This is a genomic window from Kluyvera sichuanensis (assembly GCF_040930405.1).
Taxonomy (GTDB): Bacteria; Pseudomonadota; Gammaproteobacteria; order Enterobacterales; family Enterobacteriaceae; genus Kluyvera; species Kluyvera sichuanensis.
This window is the reverse complement of record NZ_CP162271.1, coordinates 3,211,135-3,234,283: the sequence shown is the minus strand read 5'-3', so window position 1 is coordinate 3,234,283 and position 23,149 is coordinate 3,211,135. Positions and strand designations below refer to the sequence as shown.

21 protein-coding genes are annotated in these 23,149 nt (G+C 55.1%); 9 read left to right on the top strand and 12 right to left on the bottom strand.

The genetic code is table 11. The features are described from left to right. Nucleotides 1-79 precede the first annotated feature (79 nt). Both envR and AB2B48_RS15560 read left to right on the top strand, forming a co-directional pair. On the top strand, nt 80-733 hold the full coding sequence (gene envR, locus AB2B48_RS15565) for an acrEF/envCD operon transcriptional regulator (protein WP_185669780.1): 654 nt from the start codon (nt 80-82) through the stop codon (nt 731-733). A gap of 121 nt (nt 734-854) precedes the next feature. Further along, nucleotides 855-1,688, top strand: a complete 834-nt coding sequence (locus AB2B48_RS15560; RefSeq protein ID WP_368299583.1) for an MBL fold metallo-hydrolase — start codon at nt 855-857, stop codon at nt 1,686-1,688. A gap of 83 nt (nt 1,689-1,771) precedes the next feature. Here AB2B48_RS15560 and fis read toward each other — a convergent pair whose 3' ends face one another. The 12 genes from fis to AB2B48_RS15500 form a co-directional block, all read right to left on the bottom strand. Next, complete coding sequence (gene fis, locus AB2B48_RS15555) at nt 1,772-2,068, bottom strand: DNA-binding transcriptional regulator Fis (RefSeq protein ID WP_000462905.1); 297 nt, start codon at nt 2,066-2,068, stop codon at nt 1,772-1,774. Between the two features lie 23 nt (nt 2,069-2,091). Further along, a complete protein-coding gene (gene dusB / locus AB2B48_RS15550) occupies nt 2,092-3,057 on the bottom strand; it encodes a tRNA dihydrouridine synthase DusB (RefSeq protein ID WP_185669782.1) in 966 nt (321 codons plus the stop codon). 326 nt (nt 3,058-3,383) lie between these two features. Next, nucleotides 3,384-4,124 (bottom strand): carbonic anhydrase, encoded by a 741-nt coding sequence (locus AB2B48_RS15545; RefSeq protein ID WP_185669783.1) that lies wholly within the window; start codon nt 4,122-4,124, stop codon nt 3,384-3,386. Nucleotides 4,125-4,263: 139 nt separating this feature from the next. Then, nucleotides 4,264-5,145 (bottom strand): 50S ribosomal protein L11 methyltransferase, encoded by an 882-nt coding sequence (prmA, locus tag AB2B48_RS15540; RefSeq protein ID WP_368299582.1) that lies wholly within the window; start codon nt 5,143-5,145, stop codon nt 4,264-4,266. Between the two features lie 11 nt (nt 5,146-5,156). Then, nucleotides 5,157-6,608: a sodium/pantothenate symporter gene (gene panF, locus AB2B48_RS15535; RefSeq protein WP_368299581.1), complete on the bottom strand. Its 1,452-nt coding sequence runs from the start codon at nt 6,606-6,608 to the stop codon at nt 5,157-5,159. After that, on the bottom strand, nt 6,598-6,840 hold the full coding sequence (locus tag AB2B48_RS15530) for a YhdT family protein (protein ID WP_368299580.1): 243 nt from the start codon (nt 6,838-6,840) through the stop codon (nt 6,598-6,600). The genes panF and AB2B48_RS15530 overlap by 11 nt, the downstream gene beginning before the upstream one ends. A gap of 110 nt (nt 6,841-6,950) precedes the next feature. Then, nucleotides 6,951-8,300, bottom strand: coding sequence for an acetyl-CoA carboxylase biotin carboxylase subunit (accC, locus tag AB2B48_RS15525; protein WP_185669787.1), 1,350 nt, complete (start codon nt 8,298-8,300; stop codon nt 6,951-6,953). A 10-nt stretch (nt 8,301-8,310) separates the two neighbouring features. Continuing rightward, the gene (accB, locus tag AB2B48_RS15520; RefSeq protein ID WP_185669788.1) at nt 8,311-8,772 is read right to left on the bottom strand and encodes an acetyl-CoA carboxylase biotin carboxyl carrier protein; all 462 of its coding nucleotides are present in this window, start codon (nt 8,770-8,772) and stop codon (nt 8,311-8,313) included. Between the two features lie 22 nt (nt 8,773-8,794). Continuing rightward, nucleotides 8,795-9,247 (bottom strand): type II 3-dehydroquinate dehydratase, encoded by a 453-nt coding sequence (gene aroQ / locus AB2B48_RS15515; protein ID WP_333012145.1) that lies wholly within the window; start codon nt 9,245-9,247, stop codon nt 8,795-8,797. Between the two features lie 234 nt (nt 9,248-9,481). After that, nucleotides 9,482-10,081: a protein-methionine-sulfoxide reductase heme-binding subunit MsrQ gene (gene msrQ / locus AB2B48_RS15510; RefSeq protein WP_368299579.1), complete on the bottom strand. Its 600-nt coding sequence runs from the start codon at nt 10,079-10,081 to the stop codon at nt 9,482-9,484. Then, nucleotides 10,081-11,079: a protein-methionine-sulfoxide reductase catalytic subunit MsrP gene (gene msrP, locus AB2B48_RS15505; protein WP_185669790.1), complete on the bottom strand. Its 999-nt coding sequence runs from the start codon at nt 11,077-11,079 to the stop codon at nt 10,081-10,083. Before msrP ends, msrQ begins: the two co-directional genes overlap by 1 nt. Before the next feature lie 76 nt (nt 11,080-11,155). Further along, the gene (locus AB2B48_RS15500) at nt 11,156-12,130 is read right to left on the bottom strand and encodes an MDR family oxidoreductase (RefSeq protein ID WP_185669791.1); all 975 of its coding nucleotides are present in this window, start codon (nt 12,128-12,130) and stop codon (nt 11,156-11,158) included. Nucleotides 12,131-12,349: 219 nt separating this feature from the next. Here AB2B48_RS15500 and csrD point away from each other — a divergent pair, with 219 nt between their 5' ends. The 7 genes from csrD (at nt 12,350) to yhdP (ending at nt 23,103) form a co-directional block, all read left to right on the top strand. Next, nucleotides 12,350-14,290 (top strand): RNase E specificity factor CsrD, encoded by a 1,941-nt coding sequence (gene csrD, locus AB2B48_RS15495; RefSeq protein ID WP_368299578.1) that lies wholly within the window; start codon nt 12,350-12,352, stop codon nt 14,288-14,290. Between the two features lie 305 nt (nt 14,291-14,595). After that, nucleotides 14,596-15,639: a rod shape-determining protein MreB gene (gene mreB, locus AB2B48_RS15490; protein ID WP_000913396.1), complete on the top strand. Its 1,044-nt coding sequence runs from the start codon at nt 14,596-14,598 to the stop codon at nt 15,637-15,639. Between the two features lie 68 nt (nt 15,640-15,707). After that, nucleotides 15,708-16,715, top strand: coding sequence for a rod shape-determining protein MreC (mreC, locus tag AB2B48_RS15485; RefSeq protein ID WP_185669793.1), 1,008 nt, complete (start codon nt 15,708-15,710; stop codon nt 16,713-16,715). Beyond that, nucleotides 16,715-17,203: a rod shape-determining protein MreD gene (mreD, locus tag AB2B48_RS15480; protein WP_185669794.1), complete on the top strand. Its 489-nt coding sequence runs from the start codon at nt 16,715-16,717 to the stop codon at nt 17,201-17,203. Before mreC ends, mreD begins: the two co-directional genes overlap by 1 nt. 7 nt (nt 17,204-17,210) lie before the next feature. Beyond that, nucleotides 17,211-17,804 (top strand): Maf family protein, encoded by a 594-nt coding sequence (locus AB2B48_RS15475; RefSeq protein ID WP_368299577.1) that lies wholly within the window; start codon nt 17,211-17,213, stop codon nt 17,802-17,804. Further along, nucleotides 17,794-19,263, top strand: a complete 1,470-nt coding sequence (gene rng / locus AB2B48_RS15470) for a ribonuclease G (protein ID WP_185669796.1) — start codon at nt 17,794-17,796, stop codon at nt 19,261-19,263. The genes AB2B48_RS15475 and rng overlap by 11 nt, the downstream gene beginning before the upstream one ends. A gap of 33 nt (nt 19,264-19,296) precedes the next feature. Next, nucleotides 19,297-23,103 (top strand): AsmA2 domain-containing protein YhdP, encoded by a 3,807-nt coding sequence (gene yhdP / locus AB2B48_RS15465; RefSeq protein WP_368299576.1) that lies wholly within the window; start codon nt 19,297-19,299, stop codon nt 23,101-23,103. Nucleotides 23,104-23,149 lie beyond the last annotated feature (46 nt).

Below are 23,149 nucleotides of genomic sequence, written 5' to 3'. Positions count from 1 at the left end.
TATTACGGTTAGTCTCAATGGTAAATTGAATTAATTGATTTTCCATCCACCGTGAATGTTGCGGTAAGTGACGCAGGCTATGGCCAGAAAAACGAAAGAAGAGGCGCTCAAGACGCGCCAACTGCTGCTTGATTCGGCAATCGAGCAGTTTGCACTGCGGGGCGTAAGCAACACCACGCTGACCGATATTGCTGATGCCGCTGGGGTAACGCGCGGCGCGGTGTATTGGCATTTTGCCAGCAAAAGTGAATTATTTAATGCAATGTGGGAAGAACAATTGCCGCTGCGTGATTTAATTCATCATAAATTGATACAAATAGAAAGCACTAATCCGCTATTAAACTTAAGAAATAAATTTGTCGTTGGTTTGCAATATATCGCGGAGACACCACGCCAGCGCGCCTTAATGCAGATTCTGTATCATAAATGCGAATTTAGCTGCGATATGATGCCGGAGCATGAAATCAGAGGGAGGATAGGTTTTAGCTATGATGCTATGCGAAATATATTGCAGGCCTGCGTACGTAACAGAATATTACCCATTGATACAAACGTTGAGATTGTATTGATCGTATTACATAGCGCATTTAGCGGTATTATCAAAAACTGGCTAATGAGCCCTCAGTCGTTCGATCTCTACCAGCAGGCTCCGCTACTGGTCGACAATATTATGGCAACCATCTGCGCCCAAAGTCTGTGGGCTGCCCGGCCCGCGCTGGTCGTTAACCAGTAACCGCCCGTCCTCTCAGGCAGGGAAGCCTGAAGATAATTCATCTGGCCTCGCTTGTGCTGTTCTCAGCTTTCGGCTTCTGTCATCTTATTATTCTACTCATCATCCCCGTAACGAGGTGTTTATGAACGTGATTTCCCGTCAGATTGGCGATTTTCTGGTGACGCCGCTCAGCGACGGTAATATGGCCGCGAGTCTCGAACTCTTGTCTGGCATTAGTACCACAGAGGCCGGAGAGATCCAGCGGCAGGCGGGGATTGCTGAGCCCGGAAATCTACATATCTACGGTTATCTTATCCGCGGACGCGGACGAACGATTCTGGTGGATTCAGGAACCGGTGGCGTCAATAACGTAGGTGGGCAGTTGAAAGCCAATTTGCAGGCCGCAGGCGTCCTGCCAGAAACGGTGGATACGGTGCTGTTGACCCACGCCCATCCTGACCATCTGGGGGGCTTGCTGGACGAGGAGGGCCTGATGGTTTATCCCAACGCCGAACTCTATCTACATCCGCTTGAGAAGGCATTCTGGCTGGACGATGCGCGATTTGCGCAGGCCAATGAACGTCAGCAGCGTAATTTTATTCGCGCGCGCCAGACGCTGGCCGCCTACGGTGAGCGTGTGCGCCTGCTGAGCGATGCGCCGATTGCTGAGGGGGTTCACCCCGTTCCTCTGCCAGGGCATACACCGGGGCATACCGGGTTCAGAATTGATACTCCAGAGGACAGCTTGATTATCTGGGGTGACATCGTTCACTTCCCCTATATTCAGACCGCGCATCCTGGCGTGAGCATCGCTTTTGATATCGATAGAGAACAGGCGGAAGCGTCGCGTAAACGCATTCTGGCACAGGCGGCAGCGGAACAGTGGTTGGTGGCGGGGATGCACTTCGGTGGATCGGGCTTTGCGCGGGTGATTCCTGAGGCTAAAGGTTACCGAATCGTCTACGCTGAGGCGTAACACTGGCAATAAAACAGGCAATAAAAAAGGCGCTTCCCCATGCCGAGTAGCGCCTTCAAAATCAAGCAATTAACTGATTAGTATCAGTTCATGCCGTATTTTTTCAGTTTCTTACGCAGAGTACCGCGGTTGATGCCCATCATCAGGGCTGCGCGGGTCTGGTTACCACGGGTGTATTGCATCACCATGTCCAACAGGGGCTGTTCTACTTCAGCCAGTACCAGCTCATACAGGTCATTAACGTCCTGACCGTTCAGTTGAGCAAAATAGTTCTTCAGTGCCTGTTTAACCGAGTCACGCAGGGGTTTTTGGGTTACCTGATCCTGAGAGTTAACGGTAGAAACGGTCAGTACGTCAGAATTTACGCGTTGTTCGAACATAGTTCTGTCAGCTCTTTATTTCATTACGCAAGATTTTCGAAGTATGCCTCCAACGCCTCCAGCTGTACGCTGGCATCCTCTATGGCGTTGAATGTGCGCCGAAACTGGTCATTTGGAGCGTGCTCCTGGAGATACCAGGATACGTGTTTACGCGCAATTCGGTACCCTTTTGCCTGACCATAAAAGTCATGCAGTTCCCGAACATGCGAACAAAGCAAGCGCTTAACCTCTGCCAGTGGCAGCGGAGCAAGCAGCTCTCCAGTGTCCAGATAATGCTGGATTTCCCGAAAGATCCAGGGTCTTCCCTGAGCGGCACGTCCTATCATCAGGGCATCAGCCCCCGTATAGTCGAGTACAGCTCTGGCTTTAAGCGGGTCAGTAATGTCACCATTCGCGATAATCGGAATGGAAACTTTCTGCTTAACTGCCCGAATGCTGTCGTATTCAGCTTCACCATTGAACAAACAGGCGCGGGTGCGTCCATGAATGGTCAGGGCCTGAATGCCACAGTCTTCGGCCAGTTGGGCAATCTCTACACAGTTACGGTGTTCCGGCGACCAACCCGTGCGAATCTTTAACGTAACAGGAACGTCCACTGCGCTGACAACCGCCGTCAGGATTGACTTCACCTGATCGGGGTATTGCAGAAGGGCTGAACCTGCAAGCTTGCGATTCACTTTTTTGGCCGGGCAACCCATATTGATATCAATAATCTGGGCGCCACTTTCCACGTTGATACGCGCGGCATCCGCCATCTCTTCAGGCACGCTTCCGGCAATTTGCACGGTGCGAATACCTGGCTCATCAATGTGCACCATCCGAAGGCGGGACTTATCGCTTTCCCAGACCTGTGGGTTAGACGACATCATCTCGGAAACGGTTAAACCTGCTCCCATCTCGTAGCACAACGTCCTGAACGGCCGGTCGGTAATACCTGCCATAGGCGCTGCGATCAGTCGATTTCTGAGCTGGTGTTGTCCGATACGCATGAGTTAAGAAATGACCATACTGTGACTGCAAGGCGGCGTATATTACGCATTTTTTGCACGAGATGAAAGGCCAAACTTTAACCAATCCTCTGAGGTGGATCAAAGAATCGTAGTAAGCGTAAATGGTAATTAGGAATTAGTTATATAAATCATTGCATTAGAAATATATGATTATTTTATCTACGCGCATATTTTTGCGTAACTTCTCATTTTTTCTTCATCAGCAGGAGATTTGGCAAGATAATCTGCTGATTAAATCAGCAGATTATTGTGACATAGTGTGACTATGCTCCCATATTCAGAATATGATCGTGATGCTTTTCAGGCTACTCAACGACCACACGGCCGTTAAGCGGCTGGGTCGGCCGGTTGTTGTCATGATGCATCGTCTGGGCGAATTTTTTCAGCTGCGCTTCGGAAAGGGTCATCGGCTGCTTCAGGACAATCCAGGTCACGCCTTCAGAGCATGGCGGTGTGGTCAGGGAACCGCTGAATCGCCAGTAATGCTTATCGGTAGGCAGAAGCGTATTGAGGTCTAACTGCGCAGGTATACTCACTTCCTGTTCTGTTTTCTCCGGCACTGCGGCCCACAGCGCCTTCAGCGCCGCATTTTCTGCTCCTACGTCAAACATCACCGCCACGACCGCGGTGTTACCCTTCGCATCTTTGTGCACCAGATGAGCCTCCATGGCGTAGTGTTTGCCGTGAACGGTGTTTTCGCTTGGCGCATGGAAGTGGACCTGCTGGAGGGTAAACGGCGTGCCGTCAATCGTGACGGTATCGCTGGTGGTGCTCTTCAGGCCAGCCTGGACGGTATGTCCGTTATTGATGAGCGTGACCGGGCCGTCGGTATAGCGGACGTCCAGCGGCGAGAGATGTGCCGCCAGCGCGGTATCAATGTTAATCGGGGATTGGTTCATGCCGGTCTGGCAGGTTTTGAACTCCTCGCTGAGTGCGCCCCAGTGCTCGGGGGAGCCTTCTCCTTCGTAGCTCCAGTGGGAAGCAAAAACCGAGATGGGCATGATGCTGAGGGCCAGGATCGCCGCCTTGCCAAACGTTGTTTTCATACAATTCGTCCAATGAATAGTTAATGTGAATTTATGTTTTAACTTCAATGAGTTAAGTTTTTATTTTAACGCGTGGCGGTGGGCGATGGTGTACAAAAAGAGGGAAAAATGTGGCCTGCAAAGAGGCCACGGGAGGAGATTACTTCTTACGGCCGGTAATGCGGCACCACTCTTCTTTCTCAACGACAGCGTCGAGGTCAAAGAGATCGGCGTAGGCTTCACAGACGCTTTCCGCCTGGCTTGCCAGGATGCCAGAAAGCCCCAGTAGGCCGCCTGTAACCGGCAGCACGCTGATTAACGGTGCCAGTTCGCGTAATGGGCCTGCCAGGATGTTAGCGACCACCACGTCGGCTTTCATGGCCTCAGGCTGGTCCTGCGGCAGATACAGCTCCAGACGTTCGGAAACGCCGTTGCGCTGAGCGTTGTCGCGGCTGGCCTGAATCGCCTGCGGATCGATATCGATCCCGATCGCTTTGGCGGCACCCAACTTCAGCGCGGCGATCGCGAGGATCCCGGAACCGCAGCCAAAGTCGATCACCGTCTTGCCGGTTAAATCCAGCCCGTCCAGCCACTGCAGGCACAGAGAGGTGGTTGGATGCGTGCCGGTACCGAAGGCCAGGCCCGGATCGAGCATCACGTTAACGGCGTTAATGTCCGGCACATCGCGCCAGCTTGGACAGATCCACAGACGCTTGCCGAAACGCATCGGGTGGAAGTTATCCATCCACTCGCGCTCCCAGTCTTTATCCTCTAGCTGCTCAATTTTGTGGGCGAAGCCTTCACCCAGCAGCGGATGCTGTTCCAGGATGGCAACCACCTCTTTCATGTCGGTTTCTGCGTCGAACAGGCCGATAACGTCGGTATCACCCCACAGACGCGTTTCACCCGGCAGTGGCTCGAAGACCGGCGTGTCATGCGTATCCTGGAAGGTAATGGAGACCGAACCGGCCTCCATCAGTGCATCGCTAAGATCTTCGGCATTGGCGCCGGTTGTGTTCAGTTTCAGTTGGATCCACGGCATGGCAAAACTCTTTATTTATCAGAAGAAATGACGGCAGCCTGTACGACGGGTTGACCAAAACGGTTCCCGACGACAAACGCCAGCAAACTTAGCAGCAGCGAGGGCACAATCGGATGGAAGCCCAGGTACTGAATATTAAATGTGGCCAGCACGGCATACAGCACGCCGCCGACGATCATCGCGCTCAACGCCCCAGCAGCGTTCGCACGCTCCCAGTACAGGCCGAGCACCAATGGCCACAGGAATACTGCTTCCAGCCCGCCAAAGGCGAGCAGGTTCAGCCAGATAATCATCTCTGGCGGACGCCAGGCGGCAAGCATCATCAGAATACCGAGCACCAGCGTCGTCCAGGTGGAGATGCGCTTAATGCGGTGCTCATTACGAATTTTAGTCGGGCTCGCGCTGAGCCACAGATCTTTAATGATGGTCGCCGACGCTTGCAGTAAGTGGGCGTTCACGTTCGACATAATAGCGGCCATCGGCGCGGCAAGGAACAGGCCAGCCGCCCATGGCGGTAATACCTGCACCATCAGCGTCGGGATCACCAGATCCGGCACGGTCAGGTGCGGCAGCACGGCACGGCCCAGCGCGCCTGCCAGATGCATCCCCAGCATCAGCACCGCCACAACGATAGTGCCGATGATAATCCCGCGATGCACCGCCTTACTGTCTTTATACGAGATACAGCGTACGGCGGTATGTGGCAGGCCTATCACCCCGAAGCAGACCAGCACCCAGAAAGAGGTCATAAAGGTCGGTGTCAGGATGTCATCTGCGCCGCGCGGCGAGACCAGCTGCGGGTTTATCTGCTCCAGCGTATCCACCGCGTTATGCAGCCCGCCTGCGGCATGCACCACACCAACCAGCAGCACGATGGTGCCAATCAGCATCACCATGCCCTGCATGGTGTCGTTGAGCACGCTGGCACGGAAGCCGCCGAAGGCAGTGTACAGGGCAATGGTAATGCCGAAGATCAGCAGGCCGTTTTCATACTTAATGCCTGCCGCCGTCTCCAGCAGGCGTGCGCCGCCGATAAACTGCACCGCAATCGCCCCGACGAAAGCCACCAACAGACTGATACTGGCAATCCACACCACCGCACGGTTTTGGTAGCGCGCCTGCAGCATGTCATTGAGGGTAATGGCGTTATAGCGTCGCGCCAGAATAGCGAACTTCTTACCGAGTACCCCCAGCGACAGCCAGATCGTCGGCACCTGGATCAGCGCCAGCAACACCCAGCCCAGCCCGTATTTATAGGCGGCCCCCGGCCCACCGATAAACGAACTGGCGCTGATGTAGGTCGTTGTCAACGTCATGGCCAGCACAAAGCCGCCCATCGAGCGGCTGCCGAGGAAGTATTCGCTGAGGAAGGAACCGGTGCTGCGCTTACGCATGGCATACAGCGACAGGCCGAACACCACGAACAGGTAAAGCACGAGAACGACGATAATCTCAGTTTGCATCTTTATCCTCCAGCGGGATGTCGCGGAAGACAAAGCGGACCATCAGCCAGCACAGCAAAATAAAAACCAGCGGCATCAGCAGGCAGGCCATTTCAAACCAGTGCGGCAGGCCGGTGATACCCTGCGTGGAATCAGGTAAGTAAGCACACGCTAACCACACAGCAAGATAGAGAAGGGTTAGCCACAGCGCCCAGCGCGCCTCTTTATGGGCCTGAACAAAACGCTTGTCCATTTTTTGTCCCTTGTGGATGAAGAAAGCGGGGATTGTACCGCAAGGCAAAGATGAGGGGAGAGAAAAAGAAAAAAGGCCGGAAAATCCGGCCTTTTGCTGCGATAACAGGATTATTTTTCCTGTAATCCGAGTTTTTTCTCCAGATAGTGGATGTTGGTACCACCATGCTGGAAGTTCTCGTCGGCCATGATACGCATCTGCAGATCAACGTTGGTTTTGATACCGTCGATGATCAGTTCCTGCAGCGCGTTCTTCATGCGAGCAATTGCCACGTCACGGGTCTCACCGTAACAGATGAGTTTGCCGATCATTGAGTCATAGTACGGTGGTACGGTGTAGCCAGCGTAGATATGAGATTCCCAACGAACGCCAAAGCCGCCCGGCGCGTGGAAGCGGGTAATTTTACCCGGGCTTGGCAGGAAGGTGTCTGGGTCTTCGGCGTTGATACGGCATTCTACCGCATGGCCACGGACATGGACTTCTTCTTGCTTGATGGACAGCGGCTGACCGGCAGCGATACGCAGCTGCTCTTTGATAAGGTCAACGCCGGTGATCATCTCGGTAACCGGGTGTTCTACCTGGATACGGGTGTTCATTTCAATGAAGTAGAACTCGCCGTTTTCGAACAGGAACTCGAAAGTACCTGCGCCGCGGTAGCCGATATCCACACACGCTTTCGCGCAGCGTTCGCCGATGTAGCGACGCAGTTCCGGGGTAATGCCCGGTGCTGGTGCTTCTTCGACAACTTTCTGGTGACGACGCTGCATGGAGCAGTCACGTTCAGCCAGATAGATAGCGTTGCCCTGACCGTCAGCCAGTACCTGAATCTCGACGTGGCGAGGATTTTCCAGGTATTTTTCCATGTAAACCATGTCGTTGCTGAAAGCCGCTTTGGCTTCCGCTTTGGTCATGGCAATGGACTGCGCCAGGTCTGCGTCGCTGCGCACGACGCGCATGCCGCGACCGCCGCCGCCGCCAGAGGCTTTGATGATAACCGGGTAGCCGATGCGTTTCGCATGAGCGCGGTTAACATCCATATCTTCGCCCAGCGGGCCGTCAGACCCCGGAACGGTTGGTACGCCTGCTTTCTTCATGGCGGTGATTGCGGACACTTTGTCGCCCATCAGGCGGATAGTGTCGGCTTTCGGGCCGATGAAGATAAAGCCGGAACGTTCAACCTGCTCGGCAAAGTTGGCGTTCTCGGAGAGGAAGCCATAGCCTGGGTGAATTGCAACAGCCCCGGTGATTTCAGCAGCGCTGATGATAGCCGGGATGTTCAGATAGCTTTTTACGGACTGAGCCGGGCCAATACAGACCGTTTCATCCGCCAGCAGTACGTGTTTTAAATCGCGGTCCGCAGTGGAGTGCACAGCCACGGTCTTGATGCCCAGTTCTTTACAGGCACGAAGAATACGCAGTGCAATCTCGCCGCGGTTGGCGATGACAATTTTATCCAGCATCTTCGCCTCGTTACTCGATGACGACCAGAGGCTCGTCAAATTCAACTGGCTGACCGCTTTCTACCAGGATTGCTTTCACAGTCCCTGCTTTGTCAGCTTCGATCTGGTTCATCATTTTCATCGCTTCAACGATGCACAGGGTGTCGCCCACGTTAACTTTCTGACCAACTTCCACGAATGCTTTAGCATCCGGGCCTGGAGTGCGATAGAAAGTACCAACCATCGGGGAACGTACGATGTGACCACTGATTTCAGCTTTAGCCGGAGCTTCAGCTGCAGCTGGTGCAGCTGCTGCAACAGGTGCTTGCGCTTGCATTACAGGTGCTGCGTAGGCCTGCTGCATCACTGGAATACCGGTGTTTGGAGCAGAGCGGCTGATGCGCACTGACTCTTCACCTTCAGAAATTTCCAGTTCGTTGATGCCAGACTCTTCGACCAGCTCGATCAGTTTTTTAATCTTACGAATATCCATGAGTGGGTTCCGTACTCTTTGTTTAGTTTGATTGTGACAGGCGTTTTACCGCCGTCTGTAAAGCGTATGAATAGCCGTCAGCGCCGAGTCCGCAGATAACGCCAGAAGCGATATCAGACAGATACGAATGATGGCGGAATGGTTCGCGCGCATGAACGTTGCTCAAGTGGATCTCGATAAACGGGATACTCACCGCCAGCAACGCATCGCGAAGGGCAACGCTCGTGTGCGTGAACGCGGCCGGATTAATCAGGATATAGTCAATATTGTCTTTAGCCTGATGAATACGGTCGATGAGGACGTACTCGGCGTTGGACTGCAGGCTGTCGAGCGTGACGTTCAGGGTTTCAGCTTCCGCGGTTAAGCGGTTTACGATCTGGGAAAGCGTCAGCGTGCCGTACTTCTCTGGCTCACGGGTGCCTAACATATTCAGGTTCGGACCGTTCAAAAGCAAAATGCGAAACTTGTCAGTCATTGTGCTGCTATCTCCTGCAATTCTCGGGTAAAAAACAAAATATACCTTCGATGCGCGATTGTCACCTTTTCAGGGGGGTAAAAACCCTGTCAGGAAAACCAAGGTCGCACATTATAACTATTTCGTAGCATTTGGCAGCTAAATACTGGTCTTATCAGGGAAGATTATCAACTGCTATCGTGTAAAGAACGTCTGACTATAAGAGAATTGCGGTAAACCGCACATATCACGAAACTAGCGCCACCACTGGCGAAACTTCTTATAACGGCAGGCTAAAAGCACGATCGCGATGGCCGCGTAGATAACCGGTTGTGGTGAGATAATCTTTACCGACCACAGGAAATGTATCGGCGCGAGGATCGCCACAAGATAGACGAAGTTATGCAAAAGCTGCCAGCGTCGGCCTAATTTTCGCTGCATAGCCTGGGTCGATGTTACCGCCAGAGCCAATAAAATCAGCCAGCAGGCAAATCCCAGCAGAAGATAGGGGCGAGTCACAATTTCCTGACCTAATAGCGACAGATTGCGAATACCCAGTTCCAGAACGCTGTAGCTGGTGAGGTGGATGGTGGCCCAGGCAAAGCACCACAGTCCCAGTAGTCGACGGGGGCGAATCAACAACGGTTGTTTAGCGTAGCGCGCCAGCGGGGTGACCAACAAGGTCGCCAGCAGCAATTTCAGAGCCATCCTACCGGTAAAATGTTGAATGTCCTTTACCGGGTCGGCGCTTAGCTGGCCCTGAGAGACGGCCCAGAACAGCCAGACGAACGGCAAAAATGCCGCAAGATGCAGGAAAACCTTAAGCCAGGTGACCTGTGTCGCCGTTAAACGCATTAAAAATTCTCCCGCAAATTCATCCCACGATAGAGCGAAGCCACTTCATCGGCATAGCCGTTAAACAGCAGCGTTGGTTGACGCTGTACGTCGAGAATGCCGCCAGAACCGATAAAACGCTCCGTCGCCTGAGACCAGCGCGGGTGATCAACGTGCGGGTTCACGTTGGCAAAGAAGCCGTATTCATCCGGCGCGGCCAGGTTCCAGGTGGAATCCGGGCGCTCGCGGGTCAGCATAATGCTGACAATCGACTTGATTCCCTTAAACCCGTACTTCCACGGTACGGTCAGACGAATCGGCGCACCGTTTTGCGGCGGCAGCGCTTTACCGTATACGCCGACGGTCAGGAGCGTCAGCGGGTTCATGGCTTCGTCCAGACGCAACCCTTCTATATAAGGATAGGCAAGGCCGCCGCCGATAAATCGGTCCTTCTGTCCAGGCATGTTCTCTGGGGAGTAGAGCGTTTTAAAGGCCACGTACTTCGCGTTGCTGGTGGGCTCGACGGCGGCGAGCAGCTTATGCAGCGGGAAACCAATCCACGGCACCACCATTGACCAGGCTTCCACGCAGCGCATGCGGTAAATACGCTGTTCCAGCGGGAAGCGTTTGGTTAAATCGTCATGATCGAGCGTCAGCGGTTTTGCGACTTCACCGCCAATGGTCAGCTTCCATGGATTCATGGGCAGGCTTCCGGCGTTCGCGGCAGGGTCGGCTTTATCGAGGCCGAATTCATAGAAGTTGTTGTAGCCGGTGACTTTGTTTTCTGGGGTCAGCGTCAGCTTGTTCTGCCATTCATCGGGCTTGCTGAAGGTCAATGGCTGCCCGGAAGGCGCTGGTGGGCGATCGTTTCCTTTAAACCAGTCCGTCAGGCTGGAGGCATGCAGTGGAAGTGAGGCAGCAGCGGTGCTGATACCAAGCATCTTCAGCACCTGGCGGCGCTGGAGCATAAAAACAGACTCGGCGGTGACATCTGCTTCAGTTAATTTACGGGCTTTCATGACTTCCTCCGGCAGGCTTTTGCTAAGCATGGCGGAGGAGTCAAATTAACGCGAGTGCGCCTTGAAAAATAAGTGCTTAGTCAATTTTGACCAGGGTACGGCCCTGGATCTGGTTGTTGATGATTTTATCTGCAAATTCAGGTGCTTGAGAAAGGCTTATCTCCGTTGCGCTCTGGGCGAAGAAGGACTCAGGCAAATCGGTAACCAGACGTTTCCAGGCCTCGGCGCGACGTGCTGCCGGGGTCATCACCGAATCCACGCCCTGCAGGCGAACATTACGCAGAATAAATGGCATCACGGTAGTCGGCAACGCAAAACCGCCGGCCAGGCCGCAGGCCGCCACGCATCCGCCGTAGTTCATCTGCGCCAGCACTTTAGCCAGCACTTTATCGCCCACGGTATCGACCGCACCTGCCCAAATCTGTTTTTCCAGCGGGCGGGTTTCCGCGAACTCGTCACGGCCCAGAATACGGCTCGCGCCCAGCGCGCGCAGATAGCTATGGGTGCTTTCACGGCCTGACACCGCTGCCACCTGGTAACCGAGCTTGTGCAGCAGGGCGATAGCGGTACTGCCCACGCCGCCGCTGGCGCCGGTTACCACGATTTCACCGTCTTCAGGACGTACGCCTGCATCTTCCAGCGCCATTACACACAGCATGGCGGTGAAGCCTGCGGTGCCGATGATCATGGCTTTACGACCATCCAGGCCTGCCGGCAGCGGTACCAGCCAATCGCCGTTCACGCGTGCGCGCTCGGACAGACCGCCCCAATGGTTTTCGCCCACGCCCCAACCGGTCAGCAGTACCTGCTGGCCTGGGGTAAAGCGCGCATCATCGCTGGTATGCACCGTACCGGCGAAGTCGATCCCTGGCACCATTGGGAAGTTACGGATGATTTTCCCTTTCCCGGTGATGGCGAGCGCGTCTTTATAGTTCAGGCTGGACCACTGGATATCGACGGTAACGTTACCCTGCGGCAGCAGGCTGTCGTCGACGGCCTTCACTGCGGCGATAGTTTTGCCATCCTGCTGTTCTAAGATGAGTGCCTGCATAACCCTTCCTTACATGGACTGATAGTGAAAAAAGTTACCGGGGACTATACTCGGTTATCATTATTTGTTGGCGATTTGGCGCAATAAATTGCCAGATCCTCCAGGTTTGGTAGTATGCCGCCCTGGTTTGATATGTTAGTGCTTACTTCTAATAGTAATGTACGGACGCAGGCGCCCGACACTCATCGGGGACGATTAACCTACGGAGTTAACACAGGGATGCGATTAACGACGAAGTTCTCAGCCTTTTTTACGCTCTTAACCGGGCTTACCATCTTTGTGACGTTAATCGGCTCCTCGCTGAGTTTTTATAACGGCATACAGTACAAGATAGCCAATCGCGTGCAGGCCGTCGCGACCGTGCTGGATAACCGCCTGGTTAATACGCCGTTCGACAAGCTCGACCATCAGCTTGATGAGATCATGGTGCCGCTCGATATCGTGCGCGTCGATTTCACGCTCAACGGCAAAGCGCTGTTCCACCATAGCCGCGGCAGCAGCTATCAGCCGGCTGGCAGCCACTATCAATTCCGCGAAATGGAAGTCCCGTCGCTCAAACATCCCGGCATGATGATTCATTTGGTCTATCAGGACCCAATGGCCAACTACTTTCGCTCGCTCATGACCACCGCGCCGCTGACGATCACCATTGCCTTTATGGTGCTGGTGGTATTTATCGCCGTACGCTGGCTACGGCGACAGCTGGCCGGGGAAGAGCTGCTGGAGCTGCGCTCCATTCGTATTCTTAACGGCGAGCGCGGGCCGAAAGCCAAAGGCAATATTCATGAATGGCCCGCCCGCACCAGTTCGGCGCTGGATATGCTGCTTTCGGAAATTCAGTTTGCCGGCGAGCAGCGCAGCCGCCTGGATACGCTGATCCGCTCCTATGCGGCCCAGGATTCAAAAACTGGCCTCAGCAACCGACTGTTTTTTGATAATCAGCTGGCGACGCTGCTTGATGACCAGGAAAACGTGGGCTCCCACGGTATCGTGATGATGATCCGTCTGCCGGACTTCGACTTCCTGCGTGACAACTGGGGCCGTGCCGCAGCGGAAGAGCATGTCTTTACCCTTATCAATCTGCTCTCTACCTTTATTATGCGCTACCCCGGCGCGCTGCTGGCACGCTATCGCCGCAGCGACTTTACCGTTCTGCTGCCGCACCGCACGTTAAAAGAAGCTGACAGTATCGCCGGGCAATTACTCAAAGCCATTGATGGGCTGCCGCTGGCGAAGATCCTCGATCGTGATGACATGATGCACATCGGCATTTGCGCCTGGCGTAGCGGGCAGACGACCGAGCAGGTGATGGAACACGCGGAAGCGGCAGTGCGCAATGCCGTGCTGCAGGGCAGCAACAGCTGGGCGATTTATGATGATTCATTACCGGAGAAAGGGCGCGGTAACGTCCGCTGGCGCACCCTGATTGAGCAGATGCTCAGCCGTGGCGGCCCACGCCTGTATCAAAAACCGGCGGTCAACCTCGACGGCAGCGTTCACCACCGTGAACTGATGTGCCGTATCTTTGACGGTAAAGAAGAGGTGATTGCCGCAGAATACCTGCCGATGGTGCTGGAGTTTGGCCTCGGCGAAGAGTACGACCGCCAGCAGATCACCCGCCTTATCCCATTCCTCGGCTTCTGGCCGGAGGAAAACCTGGCCATTCAGGTAACGGCCGAGTCGCTGATCCGCCCGCGTTTCCAGCGCTGGCTGCGCGATACCTTGATGCAGTGTGAAAAATCGCAGCGCCGACGGATTATTTTTGAACTTGCAGAGGTAGATGTCTGTCAACATATGACGCGTTTACAGCCAGTCGTCCGTTTAATCCATGCATTAGGCGTTCGGGTTGCAGTAACGCAGGCAGGTTTAGCCTTAGTCAGCACCACCTGGATTAAGCAGCTCGACGTTGAGCTGATTAAGATAGATCCGGTGCTGGTGCGAAATATTGAAAAGCGCAGTCAAAACCAGCTGTTAGTACAAAGTCTGGTGGAGGCCTGTAAAGGAACATCGATACAGGTTTTCGCGGCGGGCGTGCGCAGTCGGGGCGAATGGCAGGAGCTGACCAAATGCGGAGTTTTCGGCGGTCAGGGCGATTTTTTTGCTGCTTCCCAGCCACTTGACTCAAATGTGAAAAAATATTCGCAAAGATATTCGGTTTGACCTGCTGTTTAACGTGTTTATCACGTAGAATAACGCGCGCGGTTTTTTCCGGGAGTGTGCATGTCTGCTCGCCGGGAAAAAAGACGCACCATGCATGTGGCGACCTTTGACAGGTACAAATCCAGGATGGAGCGGCAGTGAGTCTTCCTGCACTGAAGGACTCAGGTTGGATTTGTAACAGAGGTAACGAACTGCACTAATTTTCACCGTTGCAGATGATTTTTGCGCCTTGTCGCTGCTGCGTGTGGTTGGTAAAGTAAGCGGATTTTATTTTTCCGCCCCAGCTTTCAGGATTATCCCTTAGTATGTTGAAAAAATTTCGTGGCATGTTTTCCAATGACCTGTCCATTGACCTGGGTACCGCGAATACCCTGATTTATGTAAAAGGACAAGGCATCGTATTGAATGAGCCTTCCGTGGTCGCCATTCGTCAGGATCGTGCCGGTTCGCCGAAAAGCGTAGCCGCCGTGGGACATGACGCAAAACAGATGCTGGGCCGTACGCCAGGTAACATCGCGGCTATTCGCCCGATGAAAGACGGCGTTATCGCTGACTTCTTCGTGACCGAAAAAATGCTCCAGCACTTCATCAAACAGGTTCACAGCAACAGCTTTATGCGCCCAAGCCCGCGCGTACTGGTCTGTGTACCGGTTGGCGCAACGCAGGTTGAACGCCGTGCGATCCGTGAATCTGCTCAGGGCGCTGGCGCCCGTGAAGTGTTCCTGATTGAAGAACCGATGGCCGCAGCAATTGGTGCAGGCCTGCCGGTTTCTGAAGCAACCGGCTCCATGGTTGTGGATATCGGTGGTGGTACCACTGAAGTCGCCGTTATCTCCCTGAACGGCGTGGTTTACTCCTCCTCCGTACGTATCGGTGGCGACCGCTTCGACGAAGCGATCATCAACTACGTTCGCCGTAACTACGGCTCTCTGATCGGTGAAGCAACCGCAGAACGTATCAAGCACGAAATCGGCTCCGCTTATCCGGGCGACGAAGTGCGTGAAATCGAAGTTCGTGGCCGTAACCTGGCAGAAGGCGTTCCGCGTGGCTTCACGCTGAACTCTAACGAAATTCTCGAAGCGCTGCAGGAGCCGCTGACCGGCATCGTGAGCGCAGTGATGGTTGCACTGGAACAGTGCCCACCAGAACTGGCTTCCGACATCTCCGAGCGCGGTATGGTTCTGACCGGTGGTGGCGCGCTGCTGCGCAACCTCGACCGTCTGTTAATGGAAGAAACCGGTATTCCAGTTGTCGTTGCTGAAGATCCGCTGACCTGCGTAGCGCGTGGCGGCGGCAAGGCGCTGGAAATGATCGACATGCACGGCGGCGACTTGTTCAGCGAAGAGTAGTCAGCATGAGGTTCAGGGTAGCCAGAAGGCTACCCTCAATTTCACTGACACGAGAATACGCATAGCCTATGAAGCCCATTTTTAGCCGTGGCCCGTCGCTGCAGATTCGCCTTATCCTGGCGGTGCTGGTGGCGCTGGGTATCATTATTGCCGACAGCCGTCTCGGTATGTTCAGTCAAATTCGAACGTACATGGATACTGCCGTCAGTCCTTTCTACTTTGTTTCCAATGGTCCTCGTGAACTGCTCGATAGCGTCTCGCAAACGCTGGCTTCACGCGATCAGCTCGAACTCGAAAACCGTGCACTGCGCCAGGAACTGCTGCTGAAAAACAGCGACCTGCTGATGCTCGGTCAGTACAAGCAAGAAAATGCCCGTTTACGTGAACTGTTAGGTTCACCGCTGCGCCAGGACGAACAGAAAATGGTGACGCAGGTGATCTCAACGGTTAACGATCCCTACAGCGACCAGGTGGTTATCGACAAAGGCAGCGTGAACGGCGTTTACGAAGGCCAGCCGGTGATCAGCGATAAAGGCGTTGTGGGTCAGGTTGTGGCCGTCGCTAAGCTCACCAGCCGCGTGCTGCTGATTTGCGATGCCACTCACGCGCTGCCGATTCAGGTTCTGCGTAACGATATTCGCGTGATCGCCGCCGGTAACGGCTGCACGGACGATCTGCAGCTGGAGCATCTGCCGGCCAATACCGACATTCGTGTGGGTGATGTGCTGGTAACATCCGGCCTGGGCGGACGTTTCCCGGAAGGCTATCCGGTTGGCGTCGTCTCGTCTGTTAAGCTGGATACGCAGCGCGCGTACACGGTGATTCAGGCTCGTCCAACGGCAGGCCTGCAGCGTTTGCGCTATCTCTTGCTGCTGTGGGGTGCGGATCGTAACGGAACTAACCCGATGACCCCGGAAGAGGTGCATCGCGTCGCCAATGAACGTCTGATGCAGATGATGCCTCAGGTGCTGCCGTCTCCTGAAACCATGGGGCCGCAGCTTCCCGCTCCGGCAACCGGGTTAACCACGCCGCCTGCGGGTACACCGCCACCGCAACCCTCCGCAGGGGGGCAATAGTGGCAAGTTACCGTAGCCAGGGACGCTGGGTAATCTGGCTCTCGTTTCTTATCGCACTGCTGCTACAGGTTATGCCCTGGCCGGACGACCTTATCGTTTTCCGGCCAAACTGGGTGCTGCTTATCCTGCTTTACTGGTCACTGGCGCTGCCGCACCGCGTGAATGTTGGCACGGGCCTCGTGATGGGTGCCATACTGGATCTCATCAGTGGTTCAACGCTTGGCGTGCGTGCGCTGTCGTTGAGCATCGTGGCGTATCTGGTGGCGCTGAAGTATCAGCTGTTCCGCAATCTGGCGCTCTGGCAACAGGCGCTGGTAGTTATGCTGCTCTCGCTCGCGACGGATATTATTGTTTTCTGGGCAGAGTTTTTAGTGATCAACGTCTCTTTCCGACCTGAAGTGTTCTGGAGTAGTGTAGTAAACGGCGTGCTCTGGCCGTGGATATTTCTTCTGATGCGGAAAGTTCGCCAGCAATTTGCCGTTCAATAAGGTCGTTATGGTATCTCTCTATCTTGCTTCAGGTTCCCCGCGTCGTCAGGAACTTCTCACTCAGCTAGGCATGACGTTTGAGAAAGTGGTTCCCGGCATTGAAGAGCAGCGTCGTCCACAAGAGCCGGCGCAGCAGTACGTGGCGCGCCTGGCGCGAGAGAAAGCGCAGGCTGGCGTCGCGTTAACTCGCCACGACCTTCCTGTTCTCGGGGCTGATACGATTGTTGTCCTCAACGGTGAAGTGCTGGAGAAACCGCGCGATATGGCTCATGCGGCAGCGATGCTGCGTAAGCTATCAGGGAAAACCCATCAGGTGATGACCGCCGTTGCGCTGGCTGATAGCCAGCACACGCTCGACTGTCTGGTGATGACTGAAGTGACCTTCCGGACGCTTTCCGAAGAAGACATTGCAGACTATGTTGCGAGCGGCGAACCTTTAGATAAAGCAGGTGCATACGGTATTCAAGGGCTGGGTGGCTGTTTCGTCAGGAAGATAAATGGCAGCTATCACGCCGTAGTCGGCTTACCGCTGGTGGAAACGTATGAGTTGCTGAGTAACTTTAACTCGCTACGTGAAAAAAGGGATACACATGACGGCTGAACTATTAGTGAACGTGACGCCATCGGAGACGCGAGTGGCGTATATCGATGGCGGCATTTTGCAGGAAATTCATATTGAGCGTGAAGCGCGACGCGGAATAGTAGGCAATATCTACAAAGGTCGTGTTAGTCGTGTCTTACCGGGTATGCAGGCGGCTTTTGTAGATATTGGTCTCGATAAGGCGGCGTTCCTTCATGCCTCCGATATCATGCCGCATACCGAATGCGTGGCGGGTGAAGAGCAAAAGCAGTTCACCGTCCGCGATATTTCTGAACTGGTGCGTCAGGGCCAGGACCTGATGGTTCAGGTGGTGAAAGATCCGCTGGGAACCAAAGGCGCGCGTCTGACCACCGATATCACCTTACCCTCCCGCTATCTGGTCTTTATGCCCGGCGCCTCGCACGTTGGCGTATCGCAGCGTATTGAAAGTGAAGCCGAGCGTGAACGCTTAAAGAAGGTGGTCGCGGATTATTGCGATGAGCAGGGCGGCTTTATCATTCGTACCGCTGCAGAAGGGGTGTGTGAAGAGGATTTAGCCTCTGATGCCGCCTATCTTAAGCGCGTCTGGACCAAGGTCATGGAGCGTAAGAAGCGCCCGCAGACTCGCTACCAGATGTATGGTGAACTGGCGTTGGCGCAGCGTGTGCTCCGCGACTTTGCTGACGCTCAGCTGGATAAAATTCGCGTTGACTCCCGTCTAACCTACGAAGCGTTAATGGAATTCACGGCTGAATATATGCCTGAAATGACCAGTAAGCTTGAGCACTATAGCGGTCGTCAGCCTATCTTTGATCTCTTCGACGTTGAGAATGAAATCCAGCGTGCGCTGGAGCGTAAGGTTGAGCTCAAGTCTGGTGGCTATCTGGTTATCGACCAGACCGAAGCGATGACCACCGTTGACATCAATACCGGAGCCTTTGTTGGCCACCGCAATCTTGATGACACGATTTTCAACACCAACATCGAAGCCACTCAGGCGATTGCGCGTCAGCTGCGTCTGCGTAACCTTGGCGGCATTATCATCATCGACTTTATCGATATGAATAATGAAGACCATCGCCGCCGTGTGCTGCACTCGCTGGAACAGGCGCTAAGCAAAGATCGCGTCAAAACCAGCGTTAACGGCTTCTCGCCGCTGGGGCTGGTGGAGATGACCCGTAAGCGCACGCGTGAAAGCGTCGAGCACGTGCTGTGCACCGAATGTCCGACCTGTAGCGGTCGCGGTACGGTGAAAACCGTTGAGACGGTATGCTATGAAATTATGCGCGAAATCGTCCGCGTGCATCACGCTTATGATTCCGATCGCTTCCTGGTGTACGCTTCTCCTTCCGTGGCCGAAACGCTGAAAGGCGAAGAGTCCCACGCGCTGGCGGAAGTGGAAATTTTTGTCGGTAAGCAGGTTAAAGTCCAGATTGAACCGCTCTATAACCCGGAGCAGTTTGATGTGGTTATGATGTAATTACGCAGCCTGCTGCGACCCAAGGAGAGATGCGTGAGGCGATTGCCGGGGATTTTGCTGCTCACCGTAGCCACACTGATTGTCGTTGTCGCGCTGCTGGTGAGCGGCCTGCGTCTCGCCTTGCCGCATCTGGATAAATGGCGCCCTGAACTGCTGAGCAAAATTGAAGCGGTGACCGGGCTGCCGGTGTCCGCTTCACAGCTGCACGCCAGCTGGCAAAACTTTGGTCCTACGCTGGACGTGCGCGATATTCATGTCGCCATGCACGACGGCGGTACGCTGGATATCAAACGTGCTTCCATGGCGCTCGATGTCTGGCAAAGCCTGCTGCACATGCGCTGGCAGTTTCGTGAGCTGACCTTCTGGCAGCTGCAAATCCATACCAATACCCCGCTGCAAAATAACGACGGTGGCGATAGCCTTAAGAGCGATCGCCTTGGCGATCTGTTCCTGCGTCAGTTTGACCACTTCATCCTTCGCGACAGCCACTTAAGCTTCCTGACCCTCTCCGGGCAGCGCGCCGAGCTGGCCATTCCCCAACTGACCTGGGTAAACGATGACAACCGTCACCGTGCCGAAGGGGAGTTGAGCCTCTCCAGCCTTACCGGGCAGCACGGGGTGATGAAGGTTCGTATGGATCTGCGCGATGAAAACGGCCTGCTGAACAAAGGGCGCTTATGGCTTCAGGCCGACGATATCGACGTGAAGCCGTGGCTCGGGCAGTGGATGCAGGACAACATTGCGCTGACCAGCGCCCGCTTCAGCCTTGAAGGCTGGGCGTCGCTGGATAAAGGCGAAATCGCCAGCGGCGACGTTCTGCTTAAGCAGGGCGGTGCCAGCTGGCAGGGCGACCAGCAGGAACATCATCTGGCGGTAGATAACCTCACCGCGCACCTGTCGCGTGAAAAAGAGGGCTGGGAAGTTCGCATCCCTGATACCCGTATTACCATCGACGATACGCCGTGGCCACGCGGTGCGCTGGCGCTGGCGTGGATCCCGGCGCAAGAGGTGGGCGGCCCGAATCATCAGCGTAGTGACGAATTGCGCATTCGCGCCAGCCATCTTTCACCCGCCGGGCTGAACGGCCTGCTGCCGATTGCTGAAAAGCTCTCACCTGAGGTTGCCGATATCTGGCGCACCGCCCAGCCTGCGGGCATGGTCGATACGCTGGCAATTGATATTCCGCTACAGGACACCGGTAAAACGCGCTTTAACGCGAGCTGGAATGACCTCGGCTGGAAGCAGTGGAAGCTGCTGCCCGGTGCAGAGAACGTCTCCGGGTACGTTACCGGTGGCGTAGAGAATGGTTCGCTGCATGTGGCGATGAAAGACGCGAAGATGCCGTACGAGCACGTCTTCCGCGCGCCGCTGGAGATTGCCAAAGGCGCCGCGACCCTCAACTGGGTCAATGACGATAGAGGGTTCATGCTCGATGGGCGTGACATTGACGTAACGGCGACGGGCGTTCGCGCCGCCGGTGGTTTCCGCTATCTGCAACCGAAGGACGATCAGCCGTGGCTGGGCATTCTGGCCGGTATCAGCACCGACGACGGCGGGCAGGCCTGGCGCTACTTCCCGGAAAACCTGATGGGGACGAAGCTAGTTGACTACCTGAGCGGCGCCATCAAAGCCGGTAAGGCGGAGAACGCCACCCTGGTTTACGGCGGCAACCCGCATCTGTTCCCGTACGAGCATAACGAAGGTCAGTTCCAGGTCTATGTGCCGCTGCACGATGCGACCTTCGCCTTCCAGCCGGACTGGCCTGCGCTGACCAACCTGAATATCGAGCTTAACTTTATCAATGCTGGTCTGTGGATGAAGGCGGATAAAGCGGCGCTCGGCGGCGTAACCGCCAGCAATCTTGACGCGGCGATCCCGGACTACGCCAAAGAGAAACTGCTGATTGATGCTGATATCAATGGCCCTGGCAAAGTCGTCGGCCCGTATTTCCAGCAGACGCCGCTCGACAAATCTCTCGGCGCGACCCTTGAGGAACTCCAGCTTGATGGCGATGTGAGCGCCCGCTTACATCTTGATATTCCGCTGGACGGCGAGCGGGTAAAAGCGACCGGTAACGTCGCGCTGAACAATAACAGCCTGTTTATCAAACCGCTCGACAGCACGCTGCATAACCTTAAAGGTCGCTTTAGCTTTGATAACGGTAACCTGATGAGCGAACCGCTGACCGCCACCTGGTTCAATCAGCCACTGAACGTCGATTTCACCACCAAAGAGGGCGAGAAATCTTATCAGGTGGGCGTCAACATGCAGGCGGACTGGCAGCCAGCGAAGACGGGCGTGCTGCCAAAACAGCTTAACGATGCGCTTAAAGGCAGCGTGCCGTGGAAAGGTAACGTCGCTATTGAACTACCGTATCACGGCAGTGCGAGCTACAAGGTGGGCATCACCAGCGATCTGCAAAATCTGAGCAGTAGCTTACCGTCTCCGGCAGATAAAGCGGCGGGTAAATCGTTGCCCGTGAAGCTCAACGTCGACGGGAACCTACACAGCTTTGTTCTGACTGGGAACGTCGGGCCGGAAAACCATCTCAATAGCCGCTGGCTGCTGGGGAAAAAGCTGACGCTGGAGAGCGCTATCTGGGCTTCGGATAGCCGGACGATTCCGCCGCTGCCGCAAACGCCGGGCGTTGAATTGAATATGCCGCCAATGGACGGCGCGCAGTGGCTGGCGCTGTTCCAGCACGGCGCGGCCGATGGTGTGAGCTCCGCGGCTGCGTTCCCGGAAAACGTTACGCTGCGCACTCCGTCGCTGACCTTTGCGGGTCAGCAGTGGAATAACCTGAGCGTGGTGTCCCAGCCGACGGTAGACGGCACCCGCGTGGAAGCTCAGGGGCGTGAAATTAACGCCAGCCTGACGATGAAAAACCACGCGCCGTGGCAGGCTGCCGTGCGCTATCTCTACTACAACCCATCAGCGAACCCTTTGGCGCAGGCTACCTCAGACAAGATGCTCAGCACCGCTGCCGCCAGCAGCGCCATTGATTTCCGTGGCTGGCCCGATCTGCAGCTGCGCTGCGCCGAATGCTGGCTGTGGGGGCAGAAATATGGCCGCATCGACGGTGATTTCAATGTGAAGGGCGACACCCTAACGCTTGCCAACGGGCTGGTGGATACCGGCTTTGGCCGCTTAACCGCCGATGGCGTCTGGGTAAACTCGCCGTCCGGGCAGCGCACCTCGCTGAAAGGCAAAATTCATGGCAATAAGATTGATGATGCGACGGCTTTCTTCGGGGTTTCGACGCCGATTCGCGATTCTTCCGTTGATGTAGACTACGATTTACATTGGCGCGATAAACCGTGGCAGCCAGACGTCGCTTCGCTTAACGGCATTCTGAAATCGCACGTTGGCAAAGGGCAATTCACCGATCTGTCGACCGGACATGCCGGGCAACTGCTACGTCTGCTGAGCGTCGATGCGCTGCTGCGTAAGCTGCGTTTTGACTTTAGCGACACCTTCAGCGAAGGCTTCTACTTTGATTCCATCCGCAGCACCGCGTGGATCAAAGACGGCGTACTGAATACGGATGATACGCTGGTGGACGGCCTGGAGGCGGATATCGCCATGAAAGGGTCGGTTAACCTGGTGCGCCGCGAGCTGGATATGGAAGCCATCGTTGCGCCGGAAATTTCGGCGACGGTCAGCGTGGCGACGGCTTTCGCGGTGAACCCGATTATTGGCGCCGCGGTGTTTGCTGCGACCAAAGTGCTGGGGCCGCTGTGGAACAAAGTGTCGATACTGCGCTATCGCATCACCGGCCCGATTGATAAGCCTCAGATTAACGAAGTGCTGCGCCAGGCGCGCAGCGACAAAAAGCCATGATTTGACGCAAGCCTTGAATTGCCTCAATCTCATAAGACAAACACCC

Coding starts and splice junctions, on each gene's coding strand:
- envR (WP_185669780.1), top strand. CDS start 80: ATGGCCAGAAAAACGAAAGAAGAGGCGCTCAAGACGCGCCAACTGCTG.
- AB2B48_RS15560 (WP_368299583.1), top strand. CDS start 855: ATGAACGTGATTTCCCGTCAGATTGGCGATTTTCTGGTGACGCCGCTC.
- fis (WP_000462905.1), bottom strand. CDS start 2,068: ATGTTCGAACAACGCGTAAATTCTGACGTACTGACCGTTTCTACCGTT.
- dusB (WP_185669782.1), bottom strand. CDS start 3,057: ATGCGTATCGGACAACACCAGCTCAGAAATCGACTGATCGCAGCGCCT.
- AB2B48_RS15545 (WP_185669783.1), bottom strand. CDS start 4,124: ATGAAAACAACGTTTGGCAAGGCGGCGATCCTGGCCCTCAGCATCATG.
- prmA (WP_368299582.1), bottom strand. CDS start 5,145: ATGCCGTGGATCCAACTGAAACTGAACACAACCGGCGCCAATGCCGAA.
- panF (WP_368299581.1), bottom strand. CDS start 6,608: ATGCAAACTGAGATTATCGTCGTTCTCGTGCTTTACCTGTTCGTGGTG.
- AB2B48_RS15530 (WP_368299580.1), bottom strand. CDS start 6,840: ATGGACAAGCGTTTTGTTCAGGCCCATAAAGAGGCGCGCTGGGCGCTG.
- accC (WP_185669787.1), bottom strand. CDS start 8,300: ATGCTGGATAAAATTGTCATCGCCAACCGCGGCGAGATTGCACTGCGT.
- accB (WP_185669788.1), bottom strand. CDS start 8,772: ATGGATATTCGTAAGATTAAAAAACTGATCGAGCTGGTCGAAGAGTCT.
- aroQ (WP_333012145.1), bottom strand. CDS start 9,247: ATGACTGACAAGTTTCGCATTTTGCTTTTGAACGGTCCGAACCTGAAT.
- msrQ (WP_368299579.1), bottom strand. CDS start 10,081: ATGCGTTTAACGGCGACACAGGTCACCTGGCTTAAGGTTTTCCTGCAT.
- msrP (WP_185669790.1), bottom strand. CDS start 11,079: ATGAAAGCCCGTAAATTAACTGAAGCAGATGTCACCGCCGAGTCTGTT.
- AB2B48_RS15500 (WP_185669791.1), bottom strand. CDS start 12,130: ATGCAGGCACTCATCTTAGAACAGCAGGATGGCAAAACTATCGCCGCA.
- csrD (WP_368299578.1), top strand. CDS start 12,350: ATGCGATTAACGACGAAGTTCTCAGCCTTTTTTACGCTCTTAACCGGG.
- mreB (WP_000913396.1), top strand. CDS start 14,596: ATGTTGAAAAAATTTCGTGGCATGTTTTCCAATGACCTGTCCATTGAC.
- mreC (WP_185669793.1), top strand. CDS start 15,708: ATGAAGCCCATTTTTAGCCGTGGCCCGTCGCTGCAGATTCGCCTTATC.
- AB2B48_RS15475 (WP_368299577.1), top strand. CDS start 17,211: ATGGTATCTCTCTATCTTGCTTCAGGTTCCCCGCGTCGTCAGGAACTT.
- rng (WP_185669796.1), top strand. CDS start 17,794: ATGACGGCTGAACTATTAGTGAACGTGACGCCATCGGAGACGCGAGTG.